General features: G+C 67.5%; 21 protein-coding genes, 1 tRNA gene and 1 pseudogene. 8 read left to right on the top strand and 15 right to left on the bottom strand.

Features of this window, described 5'->3' with window-relative positions; translation table 11 throughout:
* The first annotated feature begins 10 nt into the window (after positions 1-10).
* The 3 genes from NFL01S_RS05345 to NFL01S_RS37540 all read left to right on the top strand — a co-directional run bounded on the left by NFL01S_RS05345 (position 11) and on the right by NFL01S_RS37540 (position 1690).
* The gene (locus NFL01S_RS05345; RefSeq protein WP_062972453.1) at positions 11-1201 is read left to right on the top strand and encodes a DNA polymerase III subunit delta'; all 1191 of its coding nucleotides are present in this window, start codon (positions 11-13) and stop codon (positions 1199-1201) included.
* A gap of 57 nt (positions 1202-1258) precedes the next feature.
* Positions 1259-1334: transfer RNA gene (locus tag NFL01S_RS05350), tRNA-Thr, on the top strand.
* Positions 1335-1555: 221 nt separating this feature from the next.
* Positions 1556-1690, top strand: coding sequence for a DUF2510 domain-containing protein (locus tag NFL01S_RS37540; protein ID WP_371851781.1), 135 nt, complete (start codon positions 1556-1558; stop codon positions 1688-1690).
* A gap of 256 nt (positions 1691-1946) precedes the next feature.
* Here NFL01S_RS37540 and NFL01S_RS05355 read toward each other — a convergent pair whose 3' ends face one another.
* The 6 genes and pseudogenes from NFL01S_RS05355 to NFL01S_RS05380 all read right to left on the bottom strand — a co-directional run bounded on the left by NFL01S_RS05355 (position 1947) and on the right by NFL01S_RS05380 (position 6468).
* A complete protein-coding gene (locus NFL01S_RS05355) occupies positions 1947-2492 on the bottom strand; it encodes a DUF4189 domain-containing protein (protein ID WP_245670525.1) in 546 nt (181 codons plus the stop codon).
* Positions 2489-3022 (bottom strand): hypothetical protein, encoded by a 534-nt coding sequence (locus NFL01S_RS05360; RefSeq protein ID WP_062971991.1) that lies wholly within the window; start codon positions 3020-3022, stop codon positions 2489-2491. The genes NFL01S_RS05355 and NFL01S_RS05360 overlap by 4 nt, the downstream gene beginning before the upstream one ends.
* A gap of 59 nt (positions 3023-3081) precedes the next feature.
* Positions 3082-3663, bottom strand: a complete 582-nt coding sequence (locus NFL01S_RS05365) for a TetR/AcrR family transcriptional regulator (protein WP_245670542.1) — start codon at positions 3661-3663, stop codon at positions 3082-3084.
* A gap of 163 nt (positions 3664-3826) precedes the next feature.
* Positions 3827-4196 (bottom strand): annotated as a pseudogene (locus NFL01S_RS37445) (cupin domain-containing protein).
* Positions 4197-4280: 84 nt separating this feature from the next.
* Entirely contained in the window at positions 4281-5573 is a 1293-nt protein-coding gene (locus NFL01S_RS05375) for a lipase family protein (RefSeq protein ID WP_062971997.1), read from the bottom strand.
* A 304-nt stretch (positions 5574-5877) separates the two neighbouring features.
* A complete protein-coding gene (locus NFL01S_RS05380; protein ID WP_062971999.1) occupies positions 5878-6468 on the bottom strand; it encodes a TetR/AcrR family transcriptional regulator in 591 nt (196 codons plus the stop codon).
* A gap of 87 nt (positions 6469-6555) precedes the next feature.
* Here NFL01S_RS05380 and NFL01S_RS05385 point away from each other — a divergent pair, with 87 nt between their 5' ends.
* Complete coding sequence (locus NFL01S_RS05385; RefSeq protein WP_210744531.1) at positions 6556-6969, top strand: DUF4267 domain-containing protein; 414 nt, start codon at positions 6556-6558, stop codon at positions 6967-6969.
* A 42-nt stretch (positions 6970-7011) separates the two neighbouring features.
* Entirely contained in the window at positions 7012-7485 is a 474-nt protein-coding gene (locus NFL01S_RS05390) for a hypothetical protein (RefSeq protein WP_062972001.1), read from the top strand.
* Between the two features lie 60 nt (positions 7486-7545).
* Here NFL01S_RS05390 and NFL01S_RS05395 read toward each other — a convergent pair whose 3' ends face one another.
* From NFL01S_RS05395 to NFL01S_RS05410, 4 genes are all read right to left on the bottom strand, one after another.
* Positions 7546-8601: an NAD(P)H-dependent amine dehydrogenase family protein gene (locus NFL01S_RS05395; protein ID WP_062972003.1), complete on the bottom strand. Its 1056-nt coding sequence runs from the start codon at positions 8599-8601 to the stop codon at positions 7546-7548.
* A gap of 100 nt (positions 8602-8701) precedes the next feature.
* Positions 8702-9949 carry an alpha/beta hydrolase family protein gene (locus NFL01S_RS05400; protein ID WP_062972005.1) on the bottom strand — a complete coding sequence of 416 codons (1248 nt, stop codon included), beginning with the start codon at positions 9947-9949 and terminating at the stop codon, positions 8702-8704.
* A gap of 75 nt (positions 9950-10024) precedes the next feature.
* Positions 10025-10945, bottom strand: coding sequence for an NADP-dependent oxidoreductase (locus NFL01S_RS05405; protein WP_062972007.1), 921 nt, complete (start codon positions 10943-10945; stop codon positions 10025-10027).
* Positions 10946-11155: 210 nt separating this feature from the next.
* Positions 11156-12208, bottom strand: a complete 1053-nt coding sequence (locus tag NFL01S_RS05410; RefSeq protein WP_062972008.1) for an alpha/beta fold hydrolase — start codon at positions 12206-12208, stop codon at positions 11156-11158.
* 243 nt (positions 12209-12451) lie between these two features.
* Here NFL01S_RS05410 and NFL01S_RS05415 point away from each other — a divergent pair, with 243 nt between their 5' ends.
* On the top strand, positions 12452-12934 hold the full coding sequence (locus NFL01S_RS05415; protein WP_084492461.1) for a DUF2752 domain-containing protein: 483 nt from the start codon (positions 12452-12454) through the stop codon (positions 12932-12934).
* Between the two features lie 166 nt (positions 12935-13100).
* A complete protein-coding gene (locus tag NFL01S_RS05420) occupies positions 13101-13289 on the top strand; it encodes a hypothetical protein (RefSeq protein ID WP_033244495.1) in 189 nt (62 codons plus the stop codon).
* Here the strand turns inward: NFL01S_RS05420 and NFL01S_RS05425 are convergent.
* The 4 genes from NFL01S_RS05425 to NFL01S_RS05440 form a co-directional block, all read right to left on the bottom strand.
* A complete protein-coding gene (locus NFL01S_RS05425) occupies positions 13274-14617 on the bottom strand; it encodes a M1 family metallopeptidase (RefSeq protein ID WP_062972009.1) in 1344 nt (447 codons plus the stop codon). The two genes, NFL01S_RS05420 and NFL01S_RS05425, sit on opposite strands and share 16 nt — an antisense overlap.
* Positions 14617-18531, bottom strand: coding sequence for a Pls/PosA family non-ribosomal peptide synthetase (locus NFL01S_RS05430; RefSeq protein ID WP_062972011.1), 3915 nt, complete (start codon positions 18529-18531; stop codon positions 14617-14619). Before NFL01S_RS05430 ends, NFL01S_RS05425 begins: the two co-directional genes overlap by 1 nt.
* A 574-nt stretch (positions 18532-19105) precedes the next feature.
* A complete protein-coding gene (locus NFL01S_RS05435) occupies positions 19106-19666 on the bottom strand; it encodes a flavin reductase (protein ID WP_062972013.1) in 561 nt (186 codons plus the stop codon).
* A gap of 68 nt (positions 19667-19734) precedes the next feature.
* Positions 19735-20208 (bottom strand): YbaK/EbsC family protein, encoded by a 474-nt coding sequence (locus tag NFL01S_RS05440; protein ID WP_062972015.1) that lies wholly within the window; start codon positions 20206-20208, stop codon positions 19735-19737.
* A gap of 129 nt (positions 20209-20337) precedes the next feature.
* Here NFL01S_RS05440 and NFL01S_RS05445 point away from each other — a divergent pair, with 129 nt between their 5' ends.
* Positions 20338-21159 carry a crotonase/enoyl-CoA hydratase family protein gene (locus NFL01S_RS05445; protein WP_062972017.1) on the top strand — a complete coding sequence of 274 codons (822 nt, stop codon included), beginning with the start codon at positions 20338-20340 and terminating at the stop codon, positions 21157-21159.
* Between the two features lie 337 nt (positions 21160-21496).
* Here the strand turns inward: NFL01S_RS05445 and NFL01S_RS05450 are convergent, their stop codons facing one another.
* Positions 21497-21988: an inorganic diphosphatase gene (locus tag NFL01S_RS05450; RefSeq protein ID WP_043739743.1), complete on the bottom strand. Its 492-nt coding sequence runs from the start codon at positions 21986-21988 to the stop codon at positions 21497-21499.
* Positions 21989-22062: the final 74 nt, after the last annotated feature.

The raw sequence follows: 22062 nt of genomic DNA on the forward strand, positions 1-22062 counted from the left end.
GGTGTCGGACGTGACGGACGTCTTCGATCGGCTGGTGGGGCAGGAGACGGTAGCGGCCGAATTGACCGCCGCCGCGGTGGCGGGCCGCTCCGGCACCGCGGACTCGGCGATGACACATTCGTGGCTGTTCACGGGCCCGCCGGGTTCCGGACGGTCCGTCGCCGCGTTGTGCTTTGCCGCGGCCCTGCAATGCACCGATCCCGACCGGCCGGGTTGCGGCCACTGCCACGCCTGCACCACCACGATGGCCGGAACCCACGGCGACGTGCGCCGAGTGATACCGGAGGGATTGAGCATTTCCACCAGGGAGATGCGCGCAATCGTGCAGATCGCCGCTCGCCGCCCCAGCACCGGGCGCTGGCAGGTGGTCGTGATCGAAGACGCCGACCGGCTCACCGAAGCCGCGGGCAATGTCTTGCTCAAGGTGGTCGAAGAGCCGCCGGAACGGACGGTTTTCCTGCTGTGCGCCCCCTCGGTGGATCCCGAGGACATCTCGGTGACGCTGCGCTCCCGCTGCCGCCATATCCATCTGGTCACCCCGTCGGCCGCCGCCATCGCCCAAGTATTGCGCGACCACGACGGCCTGGACGCGGAAACCGCCGACTGGGCGGCCGCGGTGAGCGGTGGCCATGTGGGCCGCGCCCGCCGCCTCGCCACCGACGACGAGGCCCGCGACCGTCGCCGCCGCGCGCTCGACCTGGTCGCCGCAGTTTTCCGCGGCAACGCCTACCTGGCGGCCGATGAACTGGTGAAGGCTGCCGACGACGAGGCGAAGGAGCTCAGCGCCGAACGCGACGAACGCGAACGCGACGAACTCGCCACCGCCCTGGGCGCCGGTGGTACCGGCAAGGGTGCGGCGGGCGCCACGCGCGGTTCCGCGGGGGTCCTGAAAGATCTGGAAAAACGCCAGAAATCCCGCGCCACCCGCACCGGCCGCGACGCCCTGGACCGCGCTCTCCTCGATATCGCCGGCCTTTACCGCGACGCCTTGGCGGTGAGCTTCGGCGATCCCACCGGCCTCACCATGACCCATCCCGATATGGCCGACCGCGCCCGCAACCTCGCCACCCGCATCCGCCCCGAGGGCCTGCTCCGCTCGATAGACGCCGTACTGGCCTGCCGCGAAGCCCTCGACCGGAACGTCAAACCCCGTTTCGCCCTCGCCGCGATGGCCGCCACCCTCCTCGCTCAAGCGTCCTGACCACCCGTTTTCGCGTTCCCCGGCGGGAGACGATAGACTCGCCACGCCGAAAGGCACGCCGCCTTAGCTCAGTCGGTAGAGCGCTTCACTCGTAATGAAAAGGTCAGGAGTTCGATTCTCCTAGGCGGCTCCACTCGGAAACCAACTCCAGCCAGTTGGTTTCCGCTGCTGATCTGCCCGGTTCAACCGGCTGCGGTTCGGTATCCCGAACCGGACGGATGGCCGCTCCCTCGCCGAGGCGCCGAGCTAGGTGACAGGACGACGATCAGTGGGAGCACTCAGTACCTGGCACTTCGTCATCCTTTCGTTGTTCTCTTGATCGTGGCTGTGCCGCTGATAGTGGTCGTGGCGGGTATGACATCGAGTCGGCCTCGCCCGCAGCAACTGCCTACTGCGCCCCAGCCCGGCTGGTACCCGGACAGCTGGAATCGTGCACAACTACGCTGGTTCGACGGACGTCGATGGACTGACCAGGTGCAGCAGCGCTGACCGATGTACAGAAACCTGTACGTAGGTGCATGAATCAGATCTCCCACGCACGATGAATCGCCTTGTCGATGACATCGTCGTCAATGGCCGAGCCGATGGGATCGGCAAGCCGGAGCCGCTGCACAGTCTCGCCGGATGGAGCCGGATGGAGGTCGATGGGTATCACCCAGGAACACCGGTTGGTTTGTCGGGTCGAGGACCCGCTGTAACCATATTTCGGAAGGCCGGGCTCCAGGCGTCCGGAGCCCGGACCGAATCAGCGGGCGTTGCTCGTGCAGGCGACCTCGACGATCTTTGCGCCGCTCAGGTCGGCGGAGCCGAAGTTGGCGAGTACCGCCGTCGGGGTGAGTTCCGCGAGCCGCTGATAGGCGGCGCGCTCGGCCTCGGCCCGGTTCGGGCCGGATCCTGCGCCCACACCATCCTTACTCTCGGCCAGCGCACCGCAGCCGTTCGCCCATGACACCAGCACCCTGCAGTCCTCGACACCGCAATTGGCGATCGCCGCGGCCTTCGCTTCTTCGAAGCCCGGTTCATCGGTGCTCACTGCGTAGATGAACGTGCTTTCGCTCATCGCGATCGCCGCGTACAGACCGCCCTGAGCGTTTGCCGACCCCGCGCCGGACACCACCGCCACAGAAAGGCAGCTGACCGCGAGAGTGAAAGCGGCCTTACCCATCATGCTCATCGATATTCTCTCTTTTCGCACATGGCCCGACGTCGGGCCGCTGCAATCATGGCGGCCGCCGGATGTTTCGTCCAATAGTTTGGATTTGACCGGCGTGCATTTCGGCAACTGCGTCACCGTGGGCCGGGTCGGCTGCCTCCGAGAGTTCCGGTTCGCGCTGGGCGGGGTCTGCTCGGCTCGGTGCGGAAGTAGGCGCGCACCGTTGGCGGTATCCACAACAATGCCAATCCGGCCGAGTGGGCCAGGTGGCCGATCGCGACAGCCCACAGGTACATGGAGCCGGCCGTCGCCGAAATCATCGCCGCGCAGATCACGGAGACGAGTACCACGGTCAGTGTTACCTGCGCCCAGCGGCGGCCGAGCAGGATTTTCCACCCGAGCCAGACGAAGACGGCGACATTCGCGAAATGCAGGATATAGGTGTAGGCCAACGAGGCGATCCAGGCGAATTCCATCTGATCCGGTGGTAGACCCGGATTCGCTTGTGCGATCGTCGTTTCGATGCCGACCCGGTCGAAGGTCATGACGATCGGTAAGGCGATGAGCGCGATGATGCTCAGCACACCGCACCAGATCAGCCAGTGGAGCGGGGTGGGGGCTCGGTGCCAGGCGGCGGCGATCCGGGATCGGGTCGGCAGGGAGGCCATTGATGCTCCAGAGATGGTGTGATGTCCGGCGGAGTCGCGTAGTCGGGGGAAGTGCCCGGTCAGTGTGCGCGCAGGTTCTCGATATGGTCTCGCAGGATCTGCACCGCCGATTCCGGGGTGAGTAGTGGGGTCCGTGCTTGTAGCTGGAGTGCCAGGCCGTCGACGAGCACTGCCAATCGCGGCACCTCCCTTTCGAGATCGAGGTCGGGTCGGAGGCGGGAACGGATTCCGGGATGCCGCAGAGCGTGTCGGCAGACCTCGTGAACCCCGGACGCCGTGCTCTCCCGCATACGCAACGAATGCGGACTTGCTCCACCTTCGGCGAAGAGGGCGAGGTTGACATCCATCTCCAGCCGGCGTTCGTCGTCCAGCGGTAACAGCTCGCAGAGCCACGCCATGAGGTCTGGGGTCTGTTCGGTGTTGTGTTTCTCGACGCGGGCGCTGAAATGCCGGTGTACCAGCTCCATCGAGAACGCCAGCAGATCGGCCTTCGCTGGGAAAACATGACGGAGCGAGCCCGTGGACAATCCGGCCTCCGCGGCGACGGTGCGCAGTGACACCGCAGCGACGCCCTTCTGCTGGATGACTTTCCAGGTCGCGGCGGCGAGCTCGGCTCGCCGTTGCTCATGGTCGATCAGCATCGGCACCCGGTTATGTTAGCACGGGTGAGTTAACAAAATCTGTGGCGGTACGAGCGACAGCCGGATGTGCGGTGACCTTCGGATGCTCCGCCGCCAACCGCGGCGCATTGTCGACCAATGCGGCCGTTCCGGTCCGGCGCTCGGGGTGCCGGCGCGATCTCCGTCACGCGAGTGAGTCGTCGTACCTCGCGGTGAGCGAACCACCCGCATCGCCGGTGTTCTGAACTCCTGCCGGTTCGATGAGCATCGCGTGCACTTCCCCATCTGCTACGGGACAGTGCTCGACCCCCTTCGGAACGACGAACAACTGCCCCGGCCGGACCTGGACATCGCCATCACGCATCTGGATCGTCAGTTCCCCATCGACCACGAAGAAGAGTTCGTCCGGTGTCGTCGTGCTTGTGCCATACGAACTCGCCTTGCAGTTTGACCACCTTGATTTCGTAATCGTTCAGCCGCGCCACCACTTTGGGTGACCAGTGTTCGGAGAACAGCGACAACTTCGCGGCCAGGTCCACGGGATCTTTCGGCATGTTCCGATGGTGGCACCCTTCGATCCGCGTGTCTTGCGACACCTGGCCATAACTCGACGCCGGTGCGGATGCGGGGCCGGTCGATCAACCTGCCGGGGTGGGGACCGGTGCGAGGGAGTTTCCGCGGCCGATGGCGGCGCAGTTCGTCGTGGGTGGGGTGCCGGCGAAACGGCCGGTGAGGAACTGGGCGGCGTCGGCTTGGAAGCGGGCGAAGGCGGCAATGTGGTCGTGGTGCTGGTATCGGGCGTAGGTCACCGGGACGCCGCGGCCGCAGTACCGGTGGGCCAGGGCTTCGATATCGCGGGCGACCATTACCGAGTCGCCGATCGGATCGCTCTGGCCTACGGCGAGCAACAGCGGAACTGCGGGTGTGCCGGCGGTGCCCATGATGCTGTCGTTGACTGCGGCCGCGGCCGCGGGGACATCGAGTAGGGAACGGTAGGGGGCGCGGACCATTTCGGCGTCGGTGAGGCCGGGGTAGCGCTTCGCGAACTGGCCGAGGCACAGATTTTCCACGGCGTCGGTGAGTTCGGCTCCGCGTGCGGAGAGGAACGCCGCGGTGTCGAGGCCGTAGGCGCGCCGGAAGGAGACGACCATGGCCGGGATGACGCCCGCCCAGTTGGCGCTGCCACTGACATAGGGAAGGTTATGGGCGAGGTGGACGGGTAACCCGCCGGCGGCGGCGCCGATCAGGGCGAGTTCGGGGGCATAGTGCGGGGCGGTCTCGGCTGCCCATTCGGTGGCCACCGAACCGCCCGAGTACCCGGTCATTGCGACCGGTGTCGATGCGGGTAAGCCCAGGATCTGTTCGGCGGCCCGGATTCCGTCGAGGGCGGCGTAGCCGGATTGCCGGCCGACGGTCCACTCCAGGTCGAGGCCCTCGTAATCGGGCACTACGACGGTGTATCCGGCGGCGAGATAGCCGGCGACAACGGCCTGCTCCAGGACGGCACCGGGGCTGTCGGTGCGGCCGGTGAGCGTGTAGGAGGGGTTGCATTGGGACCCGAGCGCGTCGTAGGCCATGTGGTACGACAGCAGCCGCGTGGGGCCGGGGACGAGCGGCCGGAGCACGGTGGTGACTGCGGCAGTGGGCTTGTTCTGCTGGGTGGTGGTCCGGTACAGCACCTGGGTACTGGTGATGGGTGTGGATAACTTCGGGAAGGCGAACGGCGCGGGCCGGGAACGCAGGACTGTGCCTGGAGTGGTGTTGGCCAGTGGTTGGTCGTAGGCGTAGAAGGGGTCGTCGGCAGGGAGTGGCGGTTCGGCGTTCACGGCGGCCGGGATCACCGCTGTGCCGCCCGCCAGCAACAGCGCCGTGGTGACCAGGATGCGGATCAGCCGTGACCCCACCCCGGAATCGAACGCGACCCTCCTCATCGGCGCCTCCGTTCCCCGGCAACCGCCGGCGTTTCCACGCGCGGCCCCGGACGGCCGGATGCCGGTGCGGTCTGACGGGCTGTGCATATGCCTGAGCAGCGAAAAACGCCCTTCGGGCGCCGCTGCATTGAAACCCACCCGCCCACGCGGGTCAACGAACCGGCTGCGCGGGTCGCGGACGAAGCCGCCGCCGGCGCGCCCGTATCACGCTCAGCGCGGCAGCCGACGCCCGGATACGCGGGCTAACCGGACCAGCCCGCCCGGTGGAGTATGGCGTCGATGACCGGCTGCTTTGCTTCCGCGCTCAATCGGTCGCGGTGTTTCGGCTTGTTTCGAGCCACTTCTGGAGGATGGTCAATCGTTCTTGTCGGTGACCTGGGCGCAGGCGATTGTTGCGCTCCAGGGTGGCGAGGCCGTGGAGGGTGCTCCAGATGGTTTCGGTGAGGGTTTCCACGTCGGTTTCCGCGGCGAAGGGGGCGAAGGTGGTGACCAGTTCGGTGAAGGCGTTGCGGAGGGGTTCGGGGGCGCCGTCGCCGAAGGTGAGATCGGTGGGGAGGACGAACATGGCGTCGTAGACGGCGGGGTTTTCGGCGGCGAAATCGGTGTATGCGCGGGCCACGGCGGCGAGGGCGGTGGATTCGTCCGGGGCGGCGGTGCGGGCGCGGTGGAGGACGGCGGCTGCTTCGTTGATGCCGTCGAGCGCGACCGCGGTGACGATGGCGCGTTTGCCGGCGAAGTGACTGTAGAGGACGGGCTGGCTGTATTCGATGCGGTCCGCGAGTTTGCGGATGGTGACGGCATCCCAGCCTTCGGTTTCCGCCAGTTCGCGGGCGGTATCGACGATGAGTCGATACCGGTCGGCTCGTTCTCGTTCTCGCCTGTTCTGGATGCCCACAGTCTCGAAACTAGCAGCGCTAGACAAAATAGCGCAAAAAATATAGTGTCGCTACTCAATATAGCAATGCTAGATATGGAGTTGGTCATGATTACCGCACACCGCATCGCCACCGTGTTGTCCCTGAGTCTGGCGGCATTCATCCTGTACTTGGGGATCAGCTACCTGGTCGCTCCGGAATGGATCGCTACCGGCTTCGGTTTGCCTGTATGGCCTACCGGTGAAGCGGCAGCGTTCTTGAATCTCAAAGGAGTTCGCGACACGGTCACCGGAATTGTCGGGCTCGCTCTCCTCGCGCTCGGACAGCGGTACGCGCTGGGAGTCGTGCTGCTCGGGTTCGCGCTGATCCCGGTGGGCGACATGCTCACCGTTCTGTTCCACAACGGTTCCACCGCCGCGGCATTCGGGATCCATGGATTGACCGCCGTGTTCGTCGCACTCACCGGGGTGCTGCTGATCCGCGAGCGCGCCGGCGCCGATGCGGCTGCCCAGGCCGCATAGCGCAGCGGAACCATCCGAAACCGAGAACCTTCAGGAGCTTCCGTGACCACGCTCATTCACCTGCTCGCCGTGCTCGCCCTCGCCACCAATGCCGTGGTATACGGCACCGATGCGTTCGCCGCGCTCGTCGCGCGCTCGGTCAATTCCCGGCTCGACGACACCACCATGACCCTCAGCGCCGGATGGGGTCACTATTACGCCGACGCGCGAATGCCGCCAGTCGGCATCACCGGATTGGTGAGCGCGCTCGCAGCCGCCGTTGTGGCCGCTCTCGGCGGTCGCTCGGTTTCTGCGGTAGCAGCGGCCGTGGCCGTGGTTGCGCTGGTCGTCTGGCTCGCCCTTTACGCGCGGATCGCGAAACCGGTCAATGTGGCGCAGAAGGCGGCCGCGGTTTCCGGGGTCATCCCGGAGAATGCTCGTGCGCTGCAACAGCGTTGGGACAGCATCATTCTCCCGCGGGTCGGACTGCAATTGACCGCGCTGATCGCGCTGGCGGTCGTGATCGCCGCCGTCTGACGGCTGCCCGAACGAACCGGACCGGTACCGGTTCGTTCGCTGTTGTCCCGAAAGGTGTTGTTATCTCGCGAGATCAGGGTGCGCGCGGCCGGTGACCACGGGCATATCCACGAACGTGAGAATGCCGGGCGGCGCGGCGCAGACCGTGGGGATCGAGTTGACGCAATGCGCGGCGGTGACCACGATCCCGGGGTTGCGGAGCAGTCCGGCCGTGACACTGGACGGGTGCCAGCCGTGGATGACGACCGAGCAGTCGGGGTCGCCTTCGACCTCGATTTCGAAGCGTTCACCACCCGGGCCGAATTCCCATGCCGGGTCGAGATTTTCCTCGCCCATCAGCCAGTTGACCGCCACCCGCACGACCTTGGTCTCGCCGATGAACGCTTCCCAGGCGAAACGCTGCGCGGCGACACGGCCGGGTTCGATCACGCCGGCCGGAGAATCGATTTCTGCGGTGGCAACCGCGATCTCGTGGCTACTGCGGATCTCCGCGTCCGCGAAACCCAGCGTATCCAGGCACATACGCACCGACTGTTCGAAACCGCGCGCGAGCAGGCCGAGCATCGGCCCCGCTTTCGCCTCCTCGGGGGTTCCACCGAAACCCATGATGTGCCGGACCACATCGGGCGCGTTGTAGGTGCGGATATCGGAGAATTCCTCGCCGCGGACGAAGGTGATCGCCGAGGACAGTCCGCTGAAGAAGAGGGGCTGCTGTTCGGTGGCGCCGCCGGGGTCGATACCGGTGCCGTGCAAGGTGACCCCGCCTTCCAGGGCCGCGGGTTCCATTTTCGACCGCTCCCTGTCGGTCGGCCAGAACCAGCCCAGGGGAGTGACGACATTCTTGCCGGAACGCAGAATCGCCCGGACCTGGCCGGCGTCGGGCAGTAGCGGTGCGTACAGGACACAGTCCGCGTCCAGCGCGAGGATTTCCTCGACACTGTGGGTCGCGATGACACCGGTCTTGTCCGACCCGACGATATCGCCGGCATCCTTACCGGATTTCTCCGGTGAATGAACCCAGCAGCCGACCAGTTCGAGGTCGGGATGGGCCAGGATATGTTCGATCGCGGCTTGTCCGACACCCCCGGTCGCCCACTGAACTACACGCAAAGCCATCGTGCGAACCTACCTTCCGGACGGGCGGCCGGATCCGGGAATACGCGTACCGCTGCATCCGACGGAAGGCCGGTCCCAGTCAGTGGTGGCCGCGCCGATGTCACCGTATGCCCATCGTTTCGGCCAACCAGTCGAATACCCGCTGGTCGGTGAGGGTCCGGGCCAGCGGCTGGCAGTGGTGGTTCGCGCCTTCGGCCGCGGTGAACCGGCAGCGGTGCACCGGCCCCGAAACCATGTCGGCCAGACGCCGGGACTGGCCCGGCCAGAACTGTTCGTCCTCGGGATCGGCGATGAACAGTGGGGTCGTGATCCGGGCGGCCTCGGCTGTGCCGAGTGTGTATTCGCCGACCGCGGTGAGGGTGTCGAAGTAGCTGTCACGCCGATATGGCCGCGCCCGGAAGTTCCAGGTGTGGGCACTTTTCCCGGAGAGTTTCAGGCCGATGCCCAGTTCGGTGTCGAACTGCTTCTTCTTGCCTGCACGGAACAGCTTCATCAGCGAATTCGGGATATTCGCCGCCCAGGAGGCCGAAACATCGACCACGCCGGGATCGGCGACAGCGGCCGCGAAACGGTGTTCGAAGGCCAGCGCCCGGGCGATCCAGAATCCGCCCTGACTGATCCCGTACAGCGCGACCCGTTCGGCGTCGACGCCGGGCAGTTCGAGCAGATGGTCGAAGACCGGGGTGAGTACCGCCTCCCAATCCGGACGGAATGCCGTTTCCCGTTCGAACAACATCGACTGCTGGCCCGGGCCGTCGAACATCAGCACGTTGTAGCCGCGGGCCAGCGCGCCGGCGGCCCCCGAGTTCCACAGTGTGCTGAGCGCGCCGTCGCTGCCGTTGACCATCACAAACGTGGGCCGGAGCGTGCTGTCCGGCCCGGGGCGGAAGAAATAGCCGGGCAGAGTGCCGTTCTCGTACGGTATGGCGATGCGTTCGACGTCATACGTGCCGGTATCGACGAAACGATCCCAACCGGAACGGTGGTTACGGAAGGCCGAGAGAAGCCGGCCGTCGGCGCCGGAACCGCTGAGCGCATCGACGGCGGCGGCGAAATAGGTGGCGGATCGCAGGTATGCCCAGGATGCGCTCAGCCGGTGGCCGCGGGCAGCGGCGGTGTCGGCGAGGGCGCGCGCACGGTCGCCGGCGGCCTCCCAGGCGCGGCACCAGTTTTCGTGGTCACCGGGATCGGCGGCATCGATTGCCCACAGGACCTCGCCGATATCGGCCGCTCCGGATGCGGTGGCGCCGAGGACGCAGCGCACCACATAGTCGGCCTCCGCATCCGGGTAGAAACCGGCGCTGAACACCTGATGCGGAAGAGCCGGCCGGAACGGGAACGTGGGCACGAGATCTCCTTCGCCGAGCCGGGAGGTCGGACGCCGCAGTATGTGACCGGTTCGAGAGCCGCGCTACCGGGAGCCCTAGAGAACGATGACGTTCTTCCCGCGGGTGTGCCCGGTGCGGCTCGCCGCGAAGGCCTCGGGGATCTCGTCGAGGGAGAAGGTGCGAGCGATGGGGACCGTGAGGCCGCCCTCGGCGGCAAGGTCGGCCAGGCGCTGGGTCTGCGTACCGTCGGGCCGGACCCAGACGATATGCCCGCCATGTTCGGCCACGGCGTTGTCGGCGACCGAGGCGTGCCGGCCACCGGGGGCGAGGACCGCACGTGTGGTGCCGAGCTGACCACCGACGAAATCGGCCACCGCGTGTACACCGGCGGGGGCAAGTTCGCGGATCCGGTCGACGACGCCGTCGCCGTACTCCACCGGTTCGGCCCCGAGTTCCCGCAGATACTCGTGGTTCTTCTGGGAGGCGGTGCCCAGGACCCGGGCGCCGCGGGCCGTCGCGATCTGCACGCCCAGGCTGCCGACACCGCCCGCCGCGGCGTGGATCAGCACCGTGTCGTCGGCGGTCACCTCGAGTAAGTCGAGGGTGCGCAGTGCCGTGCCACCGGCCAGCGGGAGGGCACCGGCCTGCTCCCAGGGCAGCTCGGCCGGTTTACGGGCGATGTGCGCGGCCGCCACTGTGACCAGTTCGGCGAAGGTGCCTGCGTGCAAGACGTCCTTGCGGGCGTAGGCGAGTACGTCGTCGCCCACCGAGAACTCCGGGGTGTCCAACCCGGTATCGACCACGGTTCCGGCGACATCCCAACCGGGAATCACGGGGAACACTGCATCGATCAATCCGTCGAGCGCGCCCGACATCAACTTCCAGTCGACCGGGTTCACCCCGGCCGCGCGGACTTCGATCAGGACCGAACCGGGGAACAGTTTGGGTGTGGGCAGGTCACGGACTCGTACATCGTTGTCGTCGGCGGTGTAGCGGTCGTAGGTCGCTGCGCGCATAGTCCATTCCTATCGGAGGGTGCTGTCGCTGGGTGCAACGACGCGCCATTGCCGATATTTCTGTTCGCGTGGCGCCGTCCGTCCTTGTCGCGGTGGTGGGTCGGCGTCCCTGCCCGGCGGGACGCAGTTACCTGCCGCCGGCTTTCGCCGGTGGCGCCGTAATGAAGTCCGCCGAGCCGGGCATCGTCGACCGAACTCGGGGACCTCCGCTCAGCCCGCGGCCACAGACCGCGAACCGGTGCGATTCAGGATGGAGGTGAGCTCGGTGTCGAAGCGGTCGGCGGCCTCGATATTGCCGAGGTGGCCGGTGGGCCAAACCTGGTAATCGGGGCGGTGACCGGCCTTCTCCATGGTGTCGGCGATGATGCGTGACATCCGTTCGGGCAGTAGCCGGTCGTACTGTCCGGCGATGATTGTGGTGGGCACCGTCAGATTCGCGGCCGCTTCGCCCAGCTGCAGGTCCGCCAGGATGGCGGCATGCCGGCCGCGGGCCAAGGGGCGGCAGGAGCGCACGATGCTCAGGGCGAAATCGGCCTGCTCGTTGGTGGCGCCACGGGCCATGATGCGCTGTTTGAGCAGTTCCCGGGCCGCCCAGCCGCCGGGCAGAGGTACCGGAGACGTGAGGATGGATTCCGCAACGATCATCGGGAGCCGGACGGGCGAGCCGAGCACGGTGATCGGCTGGTTTCCCACGCTGAGTGGCTTGTTCAGCAGGGGGAGCAGATCGGTGTCGTAGCGGATATTGCCCGACGTGGTGTTGGCGAGCACCACTGCGCGGGCCCGCCGGGTGACCTGCTCCGGATGGCGGGCGGCCCATGCCTGCAAGGTGATGCCGCCCATGCTGTGGCCGACCAGCAGCGCAGTGCGAGCAGGGCGCAGGGTGGCATCCAGGACGGCGGCGAGATCATCGGCGAGGGTGCGGTCGCCGAGCGGAGCGCGGCCCAGCGTGCTCTCGCCGTGGCCGCGCTGATCGTAGGAGATCACCCGGTAGCGGCCGGCGAAGGCGTTGATCTGCGGATTCCAGTACTCGATACAGCAGCTCCAGCCGTGGATGAACACGATGGGCTCGGCGTCGGCAGGACCGTAGGAGTGCACGCGCAGGCGGGCGCCGTCGACAGTGGTGACGGTGGAGACCTCGGGTGCGTCGGCGGGGGCATTGAAGGCGGCGTTCCGGAATCGGCGAGCGCGTAAAGCGGCCCGGTACGGGGCGGTCAGCGCGCCGTGGTGCGCCTGCGATAGCGCCGTCAACGATTTCACCAGCATCAGAACACTCCTTTGTGCCTGCCTGACACGGTAACCTGCAAGCTGGGTGCTTACAAGAGCAAGCGCCGCACCGAGATTCTCTGTCCGGAATGTGATTCTCACCCCGGATGTCGGTTCTGCGGGCGGTGCCGTTAACCCAGAATTCCCATTCGACGCCGTTTCTATGCATCGCAGCCGGAAACCGGAGCTAGCACCTCCGATGGTTGTGGCATCAACCCCGCCGCCGGGGCTACGGTGAGAACCGTGAACGATTCCGACGCCGCCCCGCCCTCGGTGCCATCCGGGGTTCCGGCCGTGGGAACCGAACCCGCGCGCAGCGGGTTCGCGCGGCTGAGCGCCGTAGCGCTGCCGGCCGCGGTCGCGAGCGCGGGAGCCGCGGCCGTGTTGCTGCTGCACTTCCGGGACCCGCACGTTCCGGGTTCGTACGGCCTCTGTCCTTCTTATGCGCTGTTCGGGGTGTACTGCCCCGGATGCGGGGGTATGCGGGCAGTGCACAACCTCACCGACGGGAACATCATCGATTCCCTGCACAGCAACCTGCTGGCGTTGCCGGTGCTGGTGCTTTTCGCGCTGTGGGTGGGTGATTGGGCCGTCCGTGCCTGGCGTGGCGAAGGACCGCGGCTGCCCGGAATCGGTACCGCCACGATGTGGGTGCTGCTCGGTTCGATCGCCGCGTACACCGTGCTGCGCAATACGCCATGGGGCACCTGGTTGACGCCGGTCTGACATGATCGGCCGAGCGCGGAGGAGGCGGCGCAGCGTGACCACGCAGCGCTCCCGATCATGTCGAAATGGACCTGACTCGATCGGGTCGGGCGCGACGGACGTGGCGCGGTGTCACCACGCAGCGTTCTCGATCATGTCGGAAACGACTCTGACCTGAGAGGTGGATATGCGTGACTCACTGAAGGACCGGGTGCGGGACAAAATGCTGCGGCAACTCGCCGAAGACGGCCCGGCCGGCCCCGAGTCGGAGGATCCGCGTCTCATCTCGCTGGCCACCGATCTCGATGCCCTGGACAGCGTCGGCGAGGACGATCCGCTGGTCGAACAGCTGGCGGGGCGCTACCTGGTTTTCTGACCCGCGGGCGGCAGCTGCGGTAACGGTTCGGAATACAGCCAGTCCTGCCACAGCGGATGTAGCGGCACCACACTGTAATGGCCGACGAGATCGGTGAACTCCTCGGTGGAGACCGAGGCATGGCGGTGCCGGGCGGTCCAATCGCGGATCAACCGGAAGAACGCGGTATCGCCGAGTTCCAGCCGCAGTGCGTGCAGGGTGAGCGCGCCTCGCTTGTAGATGCGGTCGTCGAACATCAGGCCGGGGCCGGGATCGCCGACCACGATGTTCTGCGGCTCCCGGCGCAGCGTATGCCAGGCCGCCCGGGCCAGCTGGTCCGCGCTCGCGCCGCCGGCCGCTTCCGACCAGATCCATTCCGCGTAGCAGGCAAACCCCTCGTGCAGCCAGATATCGCACCAGTGCTGGATGGTCAGGCTGTTACCGAACCACTGGTGTGCCAGTTCATGCGCCACCAGGCGCTCCGCACCGCGGCGGCCGTCGCAGTGATTGGCGCCGAAAATCGAGATGCCCTGGGCTTCGATCGGGATCTCCAGCTCGTCTTCGGTGACCACCACCGAGTAGCTCTGGAACGGGTACGGCCCGAAGCGATCGCTGAACACCGACATCATCTCCGGCTGGCGGGCGAAATCGTGGTCGAACGCGGCGCGCAGCGTGGTCGGGACGGCCGCGTACATCGGTACGGGGGCGCCGGGATCGCTGAGCCGGTGCTTGCGGTAGCGTCCGATCTGCACGGTCGCCAGATAGCTGGCCATGGGTTCGGCCTGCTCGTAGACCCAGGTCGTCTGCCCGGCCTTGGTCTGTTTACCGATGAGATCGCCGTTGGCGAGGGTGTAGTACGGGGTGTCGGTGGTGATCGAGATGCGGTAGCTGGCCTTCGAACTCGGATGGTCGTCGCAGGGGAACCAGGAGGCGGCGCCGTTGGGTTGACTGGCCACCAGCGCGCCTTCGGTGAGTTCTTCCCAGCCGACCTCCCCCCACGGACCCCGCACGGGTTTCGGCGCGCCGGCGTACTGGACGACGAGTTGCAGCATCCCGCCGGCCGGGATCCGCTGGCGGGGGGTGACGGTGAGTTTGCCGCGCTGATGGTTGTACTTGGCGGCCTTGTTACCGTTGACCAGCACCTTCGACACCGCAAGGGTCTGGGACAGGTCGAGCGAATAGCGGGGGCGTTCGGCTGTGGCCACCGCGGTGATCACGGCGCGGCCCGCGAGCCGATTACTGGCGACCTTGTAGTTCAGCTCGAGTTCGTACCGCGAAACGCGATAGCCCCGGTTGCCGTTCTGCGGAAGATAGTCGTCGATGGGGGCGTCGTAGAACCTGCTCCCCATCAGTGGTCCGTCTCCTCGTCTGCCGAATCGTGGTCCGGGCTGCGGACGGGACCGGTCCAGGGCGCGATGGGGTTACCCCACCACCTCGTGGAGGGCGGCACCGTATCGCCGCGCATCACCAGCGATGCCGGGCCCACTGTCGCACCCGCACCGACGGTCGCGGCCGGTAGGGCGACGCAATGCGGTCCGAGGGTGGCGCCCGGTTCCAGGGTGACGGTGTCCATGGCCATGATGCGGTCGTGGAACAGATGCGTTTGCACCACACAGCCGCGTTCCACGGTTGCCCCGTCGCCGAGTGTCACCAGGTCTGCCTCCGGAAGCCAGTAGGACTCGCACCATACCCCGCGGCCGATCTCCGCGCCGAGGGCGCGCAACCAGAGATTCAGTACCGGAGTGCCGGTTGCCGCGCGGGCAAACCACGGTGCCGCAACGGTTTCCACGAAGGCGTCCGAGACTTCGTTACGCCAGACGAAGGAACTCCACAGCGGATGTTCCTCGGCCCGGATACGGCCCACCAGCACCCATTTCGCCGTCACTGCACTCGCGCAGGCCACCGCGCCCGCGGCCATGAGCACCACCCCCGACAGCAACCCGGCCGCCAGGAAACCGAAACTGCCGGCCACTCGCGCCAGAGCGAACAGCACCCCGAGTCCGATGGCGAAGGACACGACCACCGCGGCCAGGCGGCAGGTTTCGAAGGCGCTGCGGAAGATCCGCAACCGCAGCGGCGGATCGAAGGTGCGGTCGGTATCGGCACTACCGGCTGCCCGCCGCAACCGGACCGGTGGACTGCCCAGCCACGACGACCCGGCCTTGGCCTTGCTCGGTGCCGCGGACAGCACGGCCACCAGACCGTTCTTCGGCACCCGCCGTCCGGGTGCGGTCATTCCGGAATTGCCGAGGAAGGCGCGTTTGCCGACCTTCGCCTCACCGATGTGCAGCCAGCCGCCGCCGAGTTCGTAACCGGCGATCATGGTGTCGTCGGCCAGGAACGCGCCGTCGGCGACGGTGGTGAACTTCGGTAGCAACAGCACCGTGGAGGCCTCGACCCGTTTACCGACCTTCGCGCCGAGCAGCCGCAACCAGATCGGGGTCAGCAGGGAGGCGTAGAGCGGGAACAGGAATGTGCGGGCCGAATCCAGCAGGCGTTCGGTCGCCCACACCTGCCAGCCGACCCGGCTGCGCACCGGATGGTAGCCCTCGGTCAGGCCGATACTGAGCAGCCGGACCGCGACTACGGTCGTCACCGCGTACACCACCAGGCTGAACAGTGTCGCCACGGGCAGCCAGAGGAAGGCCGGCACCATGGCGCCGGCGAGACTCACCGAATCCCGGGTACCCCACGCGATCACCGCGAGACCGGCCGCCAGCCCGGCCAGCGGTAACGCGCCCAGCGCCAGTGAAGCGATTCCGTAGGCCACCACCCAATGCACGGCACGCTCGGGTGTCTGCGCGGGCCAGCGGTGCCGTGCCCGGCCGACCTTCACTGCCGGTGAGCCCGCCCATTCCTGGCCGGCCTTCACCTTCCCCGAGACCGCCGAACCGGCCGCGACCTCGGCATCCCGGCCGATCTTCGTTCCGGGCAGCAGCACCGAGCGGGCCCCGACGACCGCGCCCTTGCCCACCTGGATCGCACCGATATGCACGGTATCGCCGTCGATCCAGTAACCGGATAGATCGACCTCGGGTTCCACACTGCACCCGTCGCGCAGCTCGAGCATGCCGGTTACCGGGGGCAGGGTGTGCAGGTCAACGCCCTTGCCGACGGTGGCTCCCAGCGCGCGGGCGAACGGCACCATCCACGGTGCGCCGGAAAGGTTTTCCGCCCCACTGGCCTCGGCCAGCCGGACCGCGGCCCACAACCGCACATGTACCGGGCCGCCGCGTGGATAACTACCGGGTTCCACGCCCGCGAGCAGGATGCGGGCCCCGGCGACACAGATTCCCATTCGGCCGAGCGGGGTGATGAACACCGCGAACAGCAGCGCGGTCCACCACCACGACAGGCGCGGCAGCCACGGCAACACTTCGAACCAGCCCGCGATACCAGCGGCCACCGCGAGCCAGGTCACCCATTGCAGTCCGGTGAGGGTGGTGAGGGCGACCGTTGCGAGGATCTGGATCAGTTGCGCGGAGCGCGGTGTCGGCTCGACCCGGCGGGTTTCGGCAGTGGCGCCCGGACCGGTGTCGTCGAGCAGTTCGGCCAGCGCGCCGAGCCGCGGATGGTCGTAGATATCGGCGACGGTGACCTGCGGATAACGTGTGCGCAGCGCAGATACCAGCTGCGCCGCCGAAAGCGATCCGCCGCCCAGTTCGAAGAAATCGGCTTCGGCACCGGTGATCTCGGCACCGAGTACGTCGGTCCAGATCTGCGCCACCCAGGCGGGTGTACCGGTGAGTCCGTGTTCGGCCCCGGAATCGGCACCGGCCAGCGGCCACGGCAGCGCCTCGCGATCCACCTTGCCCGAGGTCCGGGTGGGTAGCTCGGAGACGACGACCAGCCGCGGGATCATCGGAGCCGGAAGCTGGTCGGACAGTAACGTCCGCGCCGCGGCCAGGTCGTAGTCGGCGGGGACGCCGGTGAGGTAGCCGATCAGCACCGGAGAGCCTGTGGCGGTGGTGCGTACAGCGGCGGCGGCACCACTCACGCCGGGGAGATGCTGGAGCGCATTGTCTATCTCACCGAGTTCGATCCGGCGACCGCCGATCTTCACCTGATCGTCCGCGCGGCCCAGGAAGATCAGACCGGCGCTGTCGTTGCGGACCAGATCGCCACTGCGGTAGGCGCGATCCCAGCCCAAGGTCGCCAGCGGTGCGTATTTCTCGGCATCTTTGACGGGATCGAGGTAGCGGGCCAGACCCACGCCGCCGATCACCAACTCGCCGGATTCGCTCTCGCCCACCGGGAGACCGTCCGCATCGACCACCGCCAGATCCCAGCCGTCCAGCGGCAGCCCGATCCGCACCGGCCCGGTGCCGTCCAGCAGCGCGGCGCAGGCGACCACGGTGGCCTCGGTGGGGCCGTAGGTGTTCCATACCTCGCGGTCGTCGTCGGCCAGTCGTTCGGCCAGGTCCGGCGGTACAGCCTCCCCGCCGAAGATCAACAGCCGCACCGATTCCAGCGCTTCGGCCGGCCAGGTCGCGGCGAGGGTGGGGACGGTGGAGACCACGGTGATGCCCTGCCGGACCAGCCACGGACCCAGATCGGCACCGGTCCGCACCAGCGCGCGCGGCGCCGGGACCAGGCAGCCGCCGTGCCGCCAGGCCAGCCACATCTCCTCACAGGAGGCATCGAAGGCAACCGAGAGTCCCGCCAGGACGCGGTCACCGGGACCGAGCGGGTTGCCACGCAGGAACAGGCGCGCCTCCGCATCGACGAAAGCGGCAGCGTTGCGATGGGTGACGGCGACACCCTTCGGTGTGCCGGTGGAACCGGAAGTGAAGATGATCCAGGCGTCGTCGTCCACCGAAGGAGCGGCGGGTTGCCCGCCGATTGCCGGTTCGGGTTCGCGGTCGCCGACGGGGTCGATCCCGGCGGCGGTGGCGATGGCGGTGACCTGCGCCTCACCGAAAACGAGCCGGGCCCGCTCTTCGGGGTCGTCGGCATCGACCGGAACGTAGGCGGCCCCGGCGTGCAGTACCGCCAGAATCGTCAAGTACAGCTCCCAGGTGCCCGACGGCATCCGGACACCCACCCGATCACCCCGCCGGACCCCGGCCGCCCGCAGATCCCGAACCGAACGGTCGATCTCGACCAGCAGTTCGGCGTAGGACAGCGTGCGGTCGGCGGTCGCGACGGCAGGAACATCGGGGTGAAGAGCGGCCGTCTCGGCGAGCACATCGACCAGAGTGCGCGCCGGCGGGGCCGCCTCGGCACGCCGGAGCCCGCTCACCGTTTGCAGCTGCGCCTGCATTTACCCGGCCCACCTTCCATCGCCCAGCCGACGGACTCGTTTTCCCACACGAGGGTTACCGCCCGGCAAACAGCGGTCGAACGAGTTTATTGGCGGGCAGGTGCGCGCGGGGTTCCGGCCCCCGCGTCCGGCGGTGTCGACGACTCCGCGCAGCCTGGTGCGGCCGGACCACACCCACTCCCTTCCTGCCGCCGGACCGGATTCGGCCGGATACCGCACGGACAATCTGGGCGCAGCAGTGAGGCAGAGCCGGTATGGAGCCGGCCTACGGTCTCAGGCCCCTTTGCTCCGCGTCGCCCGCCACTGCCGGTCCCGTGAGGCGGATACTGTCGTTGCCCTCGTCCGCGCCGTCGGGTACGCCGCGAGCGGCTCCACTCGCGGCCGTGAGCGCCTGGCGTGATCGCCCGGAGTTCCGCCGCATACCGCGTCGGACCCGACACTTCTGGACAGGATCGGTGCTGCGCCCGTCCAGAGGCGGCTCGGCTGTCGTCGCCGGCCTACGGGAGGTCGAAATTCTTCGAACACGCTGAGGCGCCGGAGCCGGGCCTGCTGAAGTGGGCGGTTCCGTCCCGGATCAGTCGACGTCGTCGGTGAGCGGGGTGGGGCGGTAGTAGCGGCCCTTGTAATACAGCAGCGGGGCCGTCGGGGGCTCTTCTTCGGTGTCGTCGTGGACCTTCACCACCCGGCCGACCACGAGAGTGTGGTCACCGATCGGAATGAGCTGCTCGACGGTCGTACGCAACCACAGCGGGGTGCCGTGTAGCACCGGTTCTCCCGTGTCCAGGGCCGACCACAAGGCAGGGTCGCTGAAGCGGTGCGCCGCGGTGCGGGCGAACCGCTGGGCGAGATGGCGCTGGTGTTCGCCCAGGAAATGGATCACCACCGATTGCGCGGCGGTGAGTGCGGCGAGGCTGGAGGAGGTATCGGCGATATTGAACGAGATGAGCGGCGGATCCAGGGACAGCGAGGCGAACGATGTCGCGGTGAAACCGACCGGCCCGGTGGCCGAGTTCAACGTCACGATGGTGACGCCGGACGGGTAGTGCCGCATCGAGGCGCGGTATTGCTCGGCGGTGATCCCGCTGAGGTCGTCAGGGATCCGGATTCCGGTCTCGGGCCGTGGTGCTTCGGTCACCCAGCCGACGCTACGCCCGGATCGTCCCGATCGCGCCGGGCGGCCCGCTGGGTGGGAGGTCCTTCGGATCACTCCACGTCGAGGGACAAACCGGCGGTGATCCGGAGGAGTTCGGAGTAGGAGGTGCGGAAAACGGCGCCCGGATAGCCGCCGGCCGCGACCAGCTCCCCGAATCCGGACAGTGTGCTGTCCACCCACGTGGGCAGGTTCGCGGGATGCCCTACCGGTGCGATACTGCCCGGCAGCTGTCCGGTGTACTTGACGGCGAGATGCGGGGGCGCCGCAACGAGCTCGCCGTCGAGTCGTGCACCGGTACGCGCGGCGTCCACCCGATGCGCTGCGGATACGAGTAGCAGTATCGGATCGTCACCCAGTAGGAAGACCTGTGCCTGCACCAGCGCCCCCGGTGCCACCTCCATCGCGTGCGCGGTCTCCGTGGGACCGGCCGCGGATTCCGGGACGGTGACGATCAGACCGTGGTGTCCGCGCGCTATCAAAGTATCCGAGACCCGGCAGGTTATCGGTGGAAGCGACCTGCGCATGGCCACAGAGTAAGGCGAACCGGGCCTCCGGCGCCGCCGTTTGTCCCGATGACCGCCCGGCGGTCCCGGCGAGTGGACGGGTCTGCCCAGCAGTCCGGAGCGATATGGAATGGGCATTAGTCTGGACCGATGACAGATTGGCAGGCTTTCACCGTCGAAACCCACGATCGCGTCGCCCGGGTGACGCTCACCGGCCCGGGCAAGGGAAACGCCATGGGCCCGGATTTCTGGCGGGAACTGCCGGAAATCTTCCGCGGCCTCGACGCCGACCCGGAGGTCCGGGCGGTGGTACTCACCGGCTCGGGTAAGCATTTCTCCTACGGCCTCGACCTGCCCGCGATGAGCGGCACCTTCGGCCCGCTGATGGCCGACCGCGCCCTGGCCGCGCCCCGTACCGATTTCCTCGGCGAGATCCGGCGTCTGCAGGACGCGATCACCGCGGTGGCCGAATGCCGTAAACCGGTGATCGCCGCCGTCTCGGGCTGGTGCATCGGTGGCGGCCTCGATCTGATCTCCGCCGCGGATATCCGCTACGCCAGCGCCGAGGCGAAATTCAGCCTGCGCGAGGCCAAGGTCGCGATCGTGGCCGACGTGGGTTCGCTGCAGCGGCTGCCCGGCATCATCGGCGAAGGTCACCTGCGGGAGCTCGCCTACACGGCCAAGGACATCGATGCCGCGCGCGCGGAGAAGATCGGCCTGGTCAACGACGTCTACCCGGATCAGGACGCGGCGCTGGAGGCCGCCCACGCAACCGCCCGAGAGATTGCCGCCAATCCGCCACTCGTGGTCCAGGGTGTGAAGGATGTCCTCGGTCAGCGCAACGCCGCCGCGGTCACCGAGGGCCTGCGCTACGTGTCCGCCTGGAACGCTGCCTTCCTACCCTCCGAGGACCTCACCGAAGCCATTCAGGCGGTTTTCGAGAAGCGCACTCCCGACTACAAGGGCCGTTAGCGAGGACTTCCCCTGGCAAGCGCGGTTCCGGGCGTCACGCATGCGGGACCGACGGTGGTCACGCACGCAGAATCGAACGCCGAGCAGGCGAACCGAGCAGTACGCCGGGGTCGCGGCAGTCGGCGTCGACGGCGACAGGGGAGACGACCGGCGGGCAGTTTCGACCCCGGAATTCCCGACGCAACCACGGTGGTGCCGAGTTCAGCGAGGCCCTTGGAGGGTTCGGCCCGTCCATGCTTTCCGCCCGCGAGACAATGCGGCGCAGCCGTGAGTATCGGGCGGAAAGCATGGACCAAGGGGGCCGGAACCCTGCGCCGACAGAGTCGGCGCCAAAGACTCAGTGCCCGCCTTTGTCCTTCAGACGCTGGAAGGAAGCCTCGATCTCGGTCTCGGCCTCGGCGCGCCCGACCCATTCCGAGCCCTTGACGTATTTGCCGGGCTCGAGATCCTTGTACCGCTCGAAGAAATGCTTGATCGCGGCCAGTTCGAACTCCGGAACGTCGGCGAGGTCCTGGATATGGTCCCAGCGCGGGTCCCCGGCGGGAACGCACAGGATCTTGTCGTCGCCGCCCGCTTCGTCGGTCATCCGGTACATGGCCACCGGCCGGGCCTCGACGATGACGCCGGGGAACACCGAGTCCGGCAGCAGTACGAGGGCGTCCAGCGGATCGCCGTCTTCGCCGAGAGTGTCCTCGATGAAGCCGTAGTCGGCCGGGTAGGCCATCGACGTGTACAGGAACCGGTCGAGCCGGACCCGTCCCGTTTCGTGGTCGACCTCGTACTTGTTGCGCGACCCCTTGGGGATCTCGATGGTGACGTCGAACTCCACGCCAACTCCTTCCGCTGCTCTCACTATGCACCGTGGTGGCCGGCGCCGGCCGGCCACCCGGTTGTTCGCCGAGA

The sequence above is a fragment of the Nocardia flavorosea NBRC 108225 genome, assembly GCF_001613385.1.
Classification (GTDB): Bacteria; Actinomycetota; Actinomycetes; order Mycobacteriales; family Mycobacteriaceae; genus Nocardia; species Nocardia flavorosea.

What these genes read in the sequence shown, in the direction of transcription:
- NFL01S_RS37540 (WP_371851781.1), top strand. Translation starts at nt 1,556, where the DNA reads ATGACATCGAGTCGGCCTCGCCCGCAGCAACTGCCTACTGCGCCCCAG.
- NFL01S_RS05360 (WP_062971991.1), bottom strand. Translation starts at nt 3,022, where the DNA reads ATGGCCTCCCTGCCGACCCGATCCCGGATCGCCGCCGCCTGGCACCGA.
- NFL01S_RS05365 (WP_245670542.1), bottom strand. Translation starts at nt 3,663, where the DNA reads ATGCTGATCGACCATGAGCAACGGCGAGCCGAGCTCGCCGCCGCGACC.
- NFL01S_RS05375 (WP_062971997.1), bottom strand. Translation starts at nt 5,573, where the DNA reads ATGAGGAGGGTCGCGTTCGATTCCGGGGTGGGGTCACGGCTGATCCGC.
- NFL01S_RS05385 (WP_210744531.1), top strand. Translation starts at nt 6,556, where the DNA reads ATGATTACCGCACACCGCATCGCCACCGTGTTGTCCCTGAGTCTGGCG.
- NFL01S_RS05395 (WP_062972003.1), bottom strand. Translation starts at nt 8,601, where the DNA reads ATGGCTTTGCGTGTAGTTCAGTGGGCGACCGGGGGTGTCGGACAAGCC.
- NFL01S_RS05405 (WP_062972007.1), bottom strand. Translation starts at nt 10,945, where the DNA reads ATGCGCGCAGCGACCTACGACCGCTACACCGCCGACGACAACGATGTA.
- NFL01S_RS05410 (WP_062972008.1), bottom strand. Translation starts at nt 12,208, where the DNA reads ATGCTGGTGAAATCGTTGACGGCGCTATCGCAGGCGCACCACGGCGCG.
- NFL01S_RS05420 (WP_033244495.1), top strand. Translation starts at nt 13,101, where the DNA reads ATGCGTGACTCACTGAAGGACCGGGTGCGGGACAAAATGCTGCGGCAA.
- NFL01S_RS05425 (WP_062972009.1), bottom strand. Translation starts at nt 14,617, where the DNA reads ATGGGGAGCAGGTTCTACGACGCCCCCATCGACGACTATCTTCCGCAG.
- NFL01S_RS05430 (WP_062972011.1), bottom strand. Translation starts at nt 18,531, where the DNA reads ATGCAGGCGCAGCTGCAAACGGTGAGCGGGCTCCGGCGTGCCGAGGCG.
- NFL01S_RS05440 (WP_062972015.1), bottom strand. Translation starts at nt 20,208, where the DNA reads ATGCGCAGGTCGCTTCCACCGATAACCTGCCGGGTCTCGGATACTTTG.
- NFL01S_RS05445 (WP_062972017.1), top strand. Translation starts at nt 20,338, where the DNA reads ATGACAGATTGGCAGGCTTTCACCGTCGAAACCCACGATCGCGTCGCC.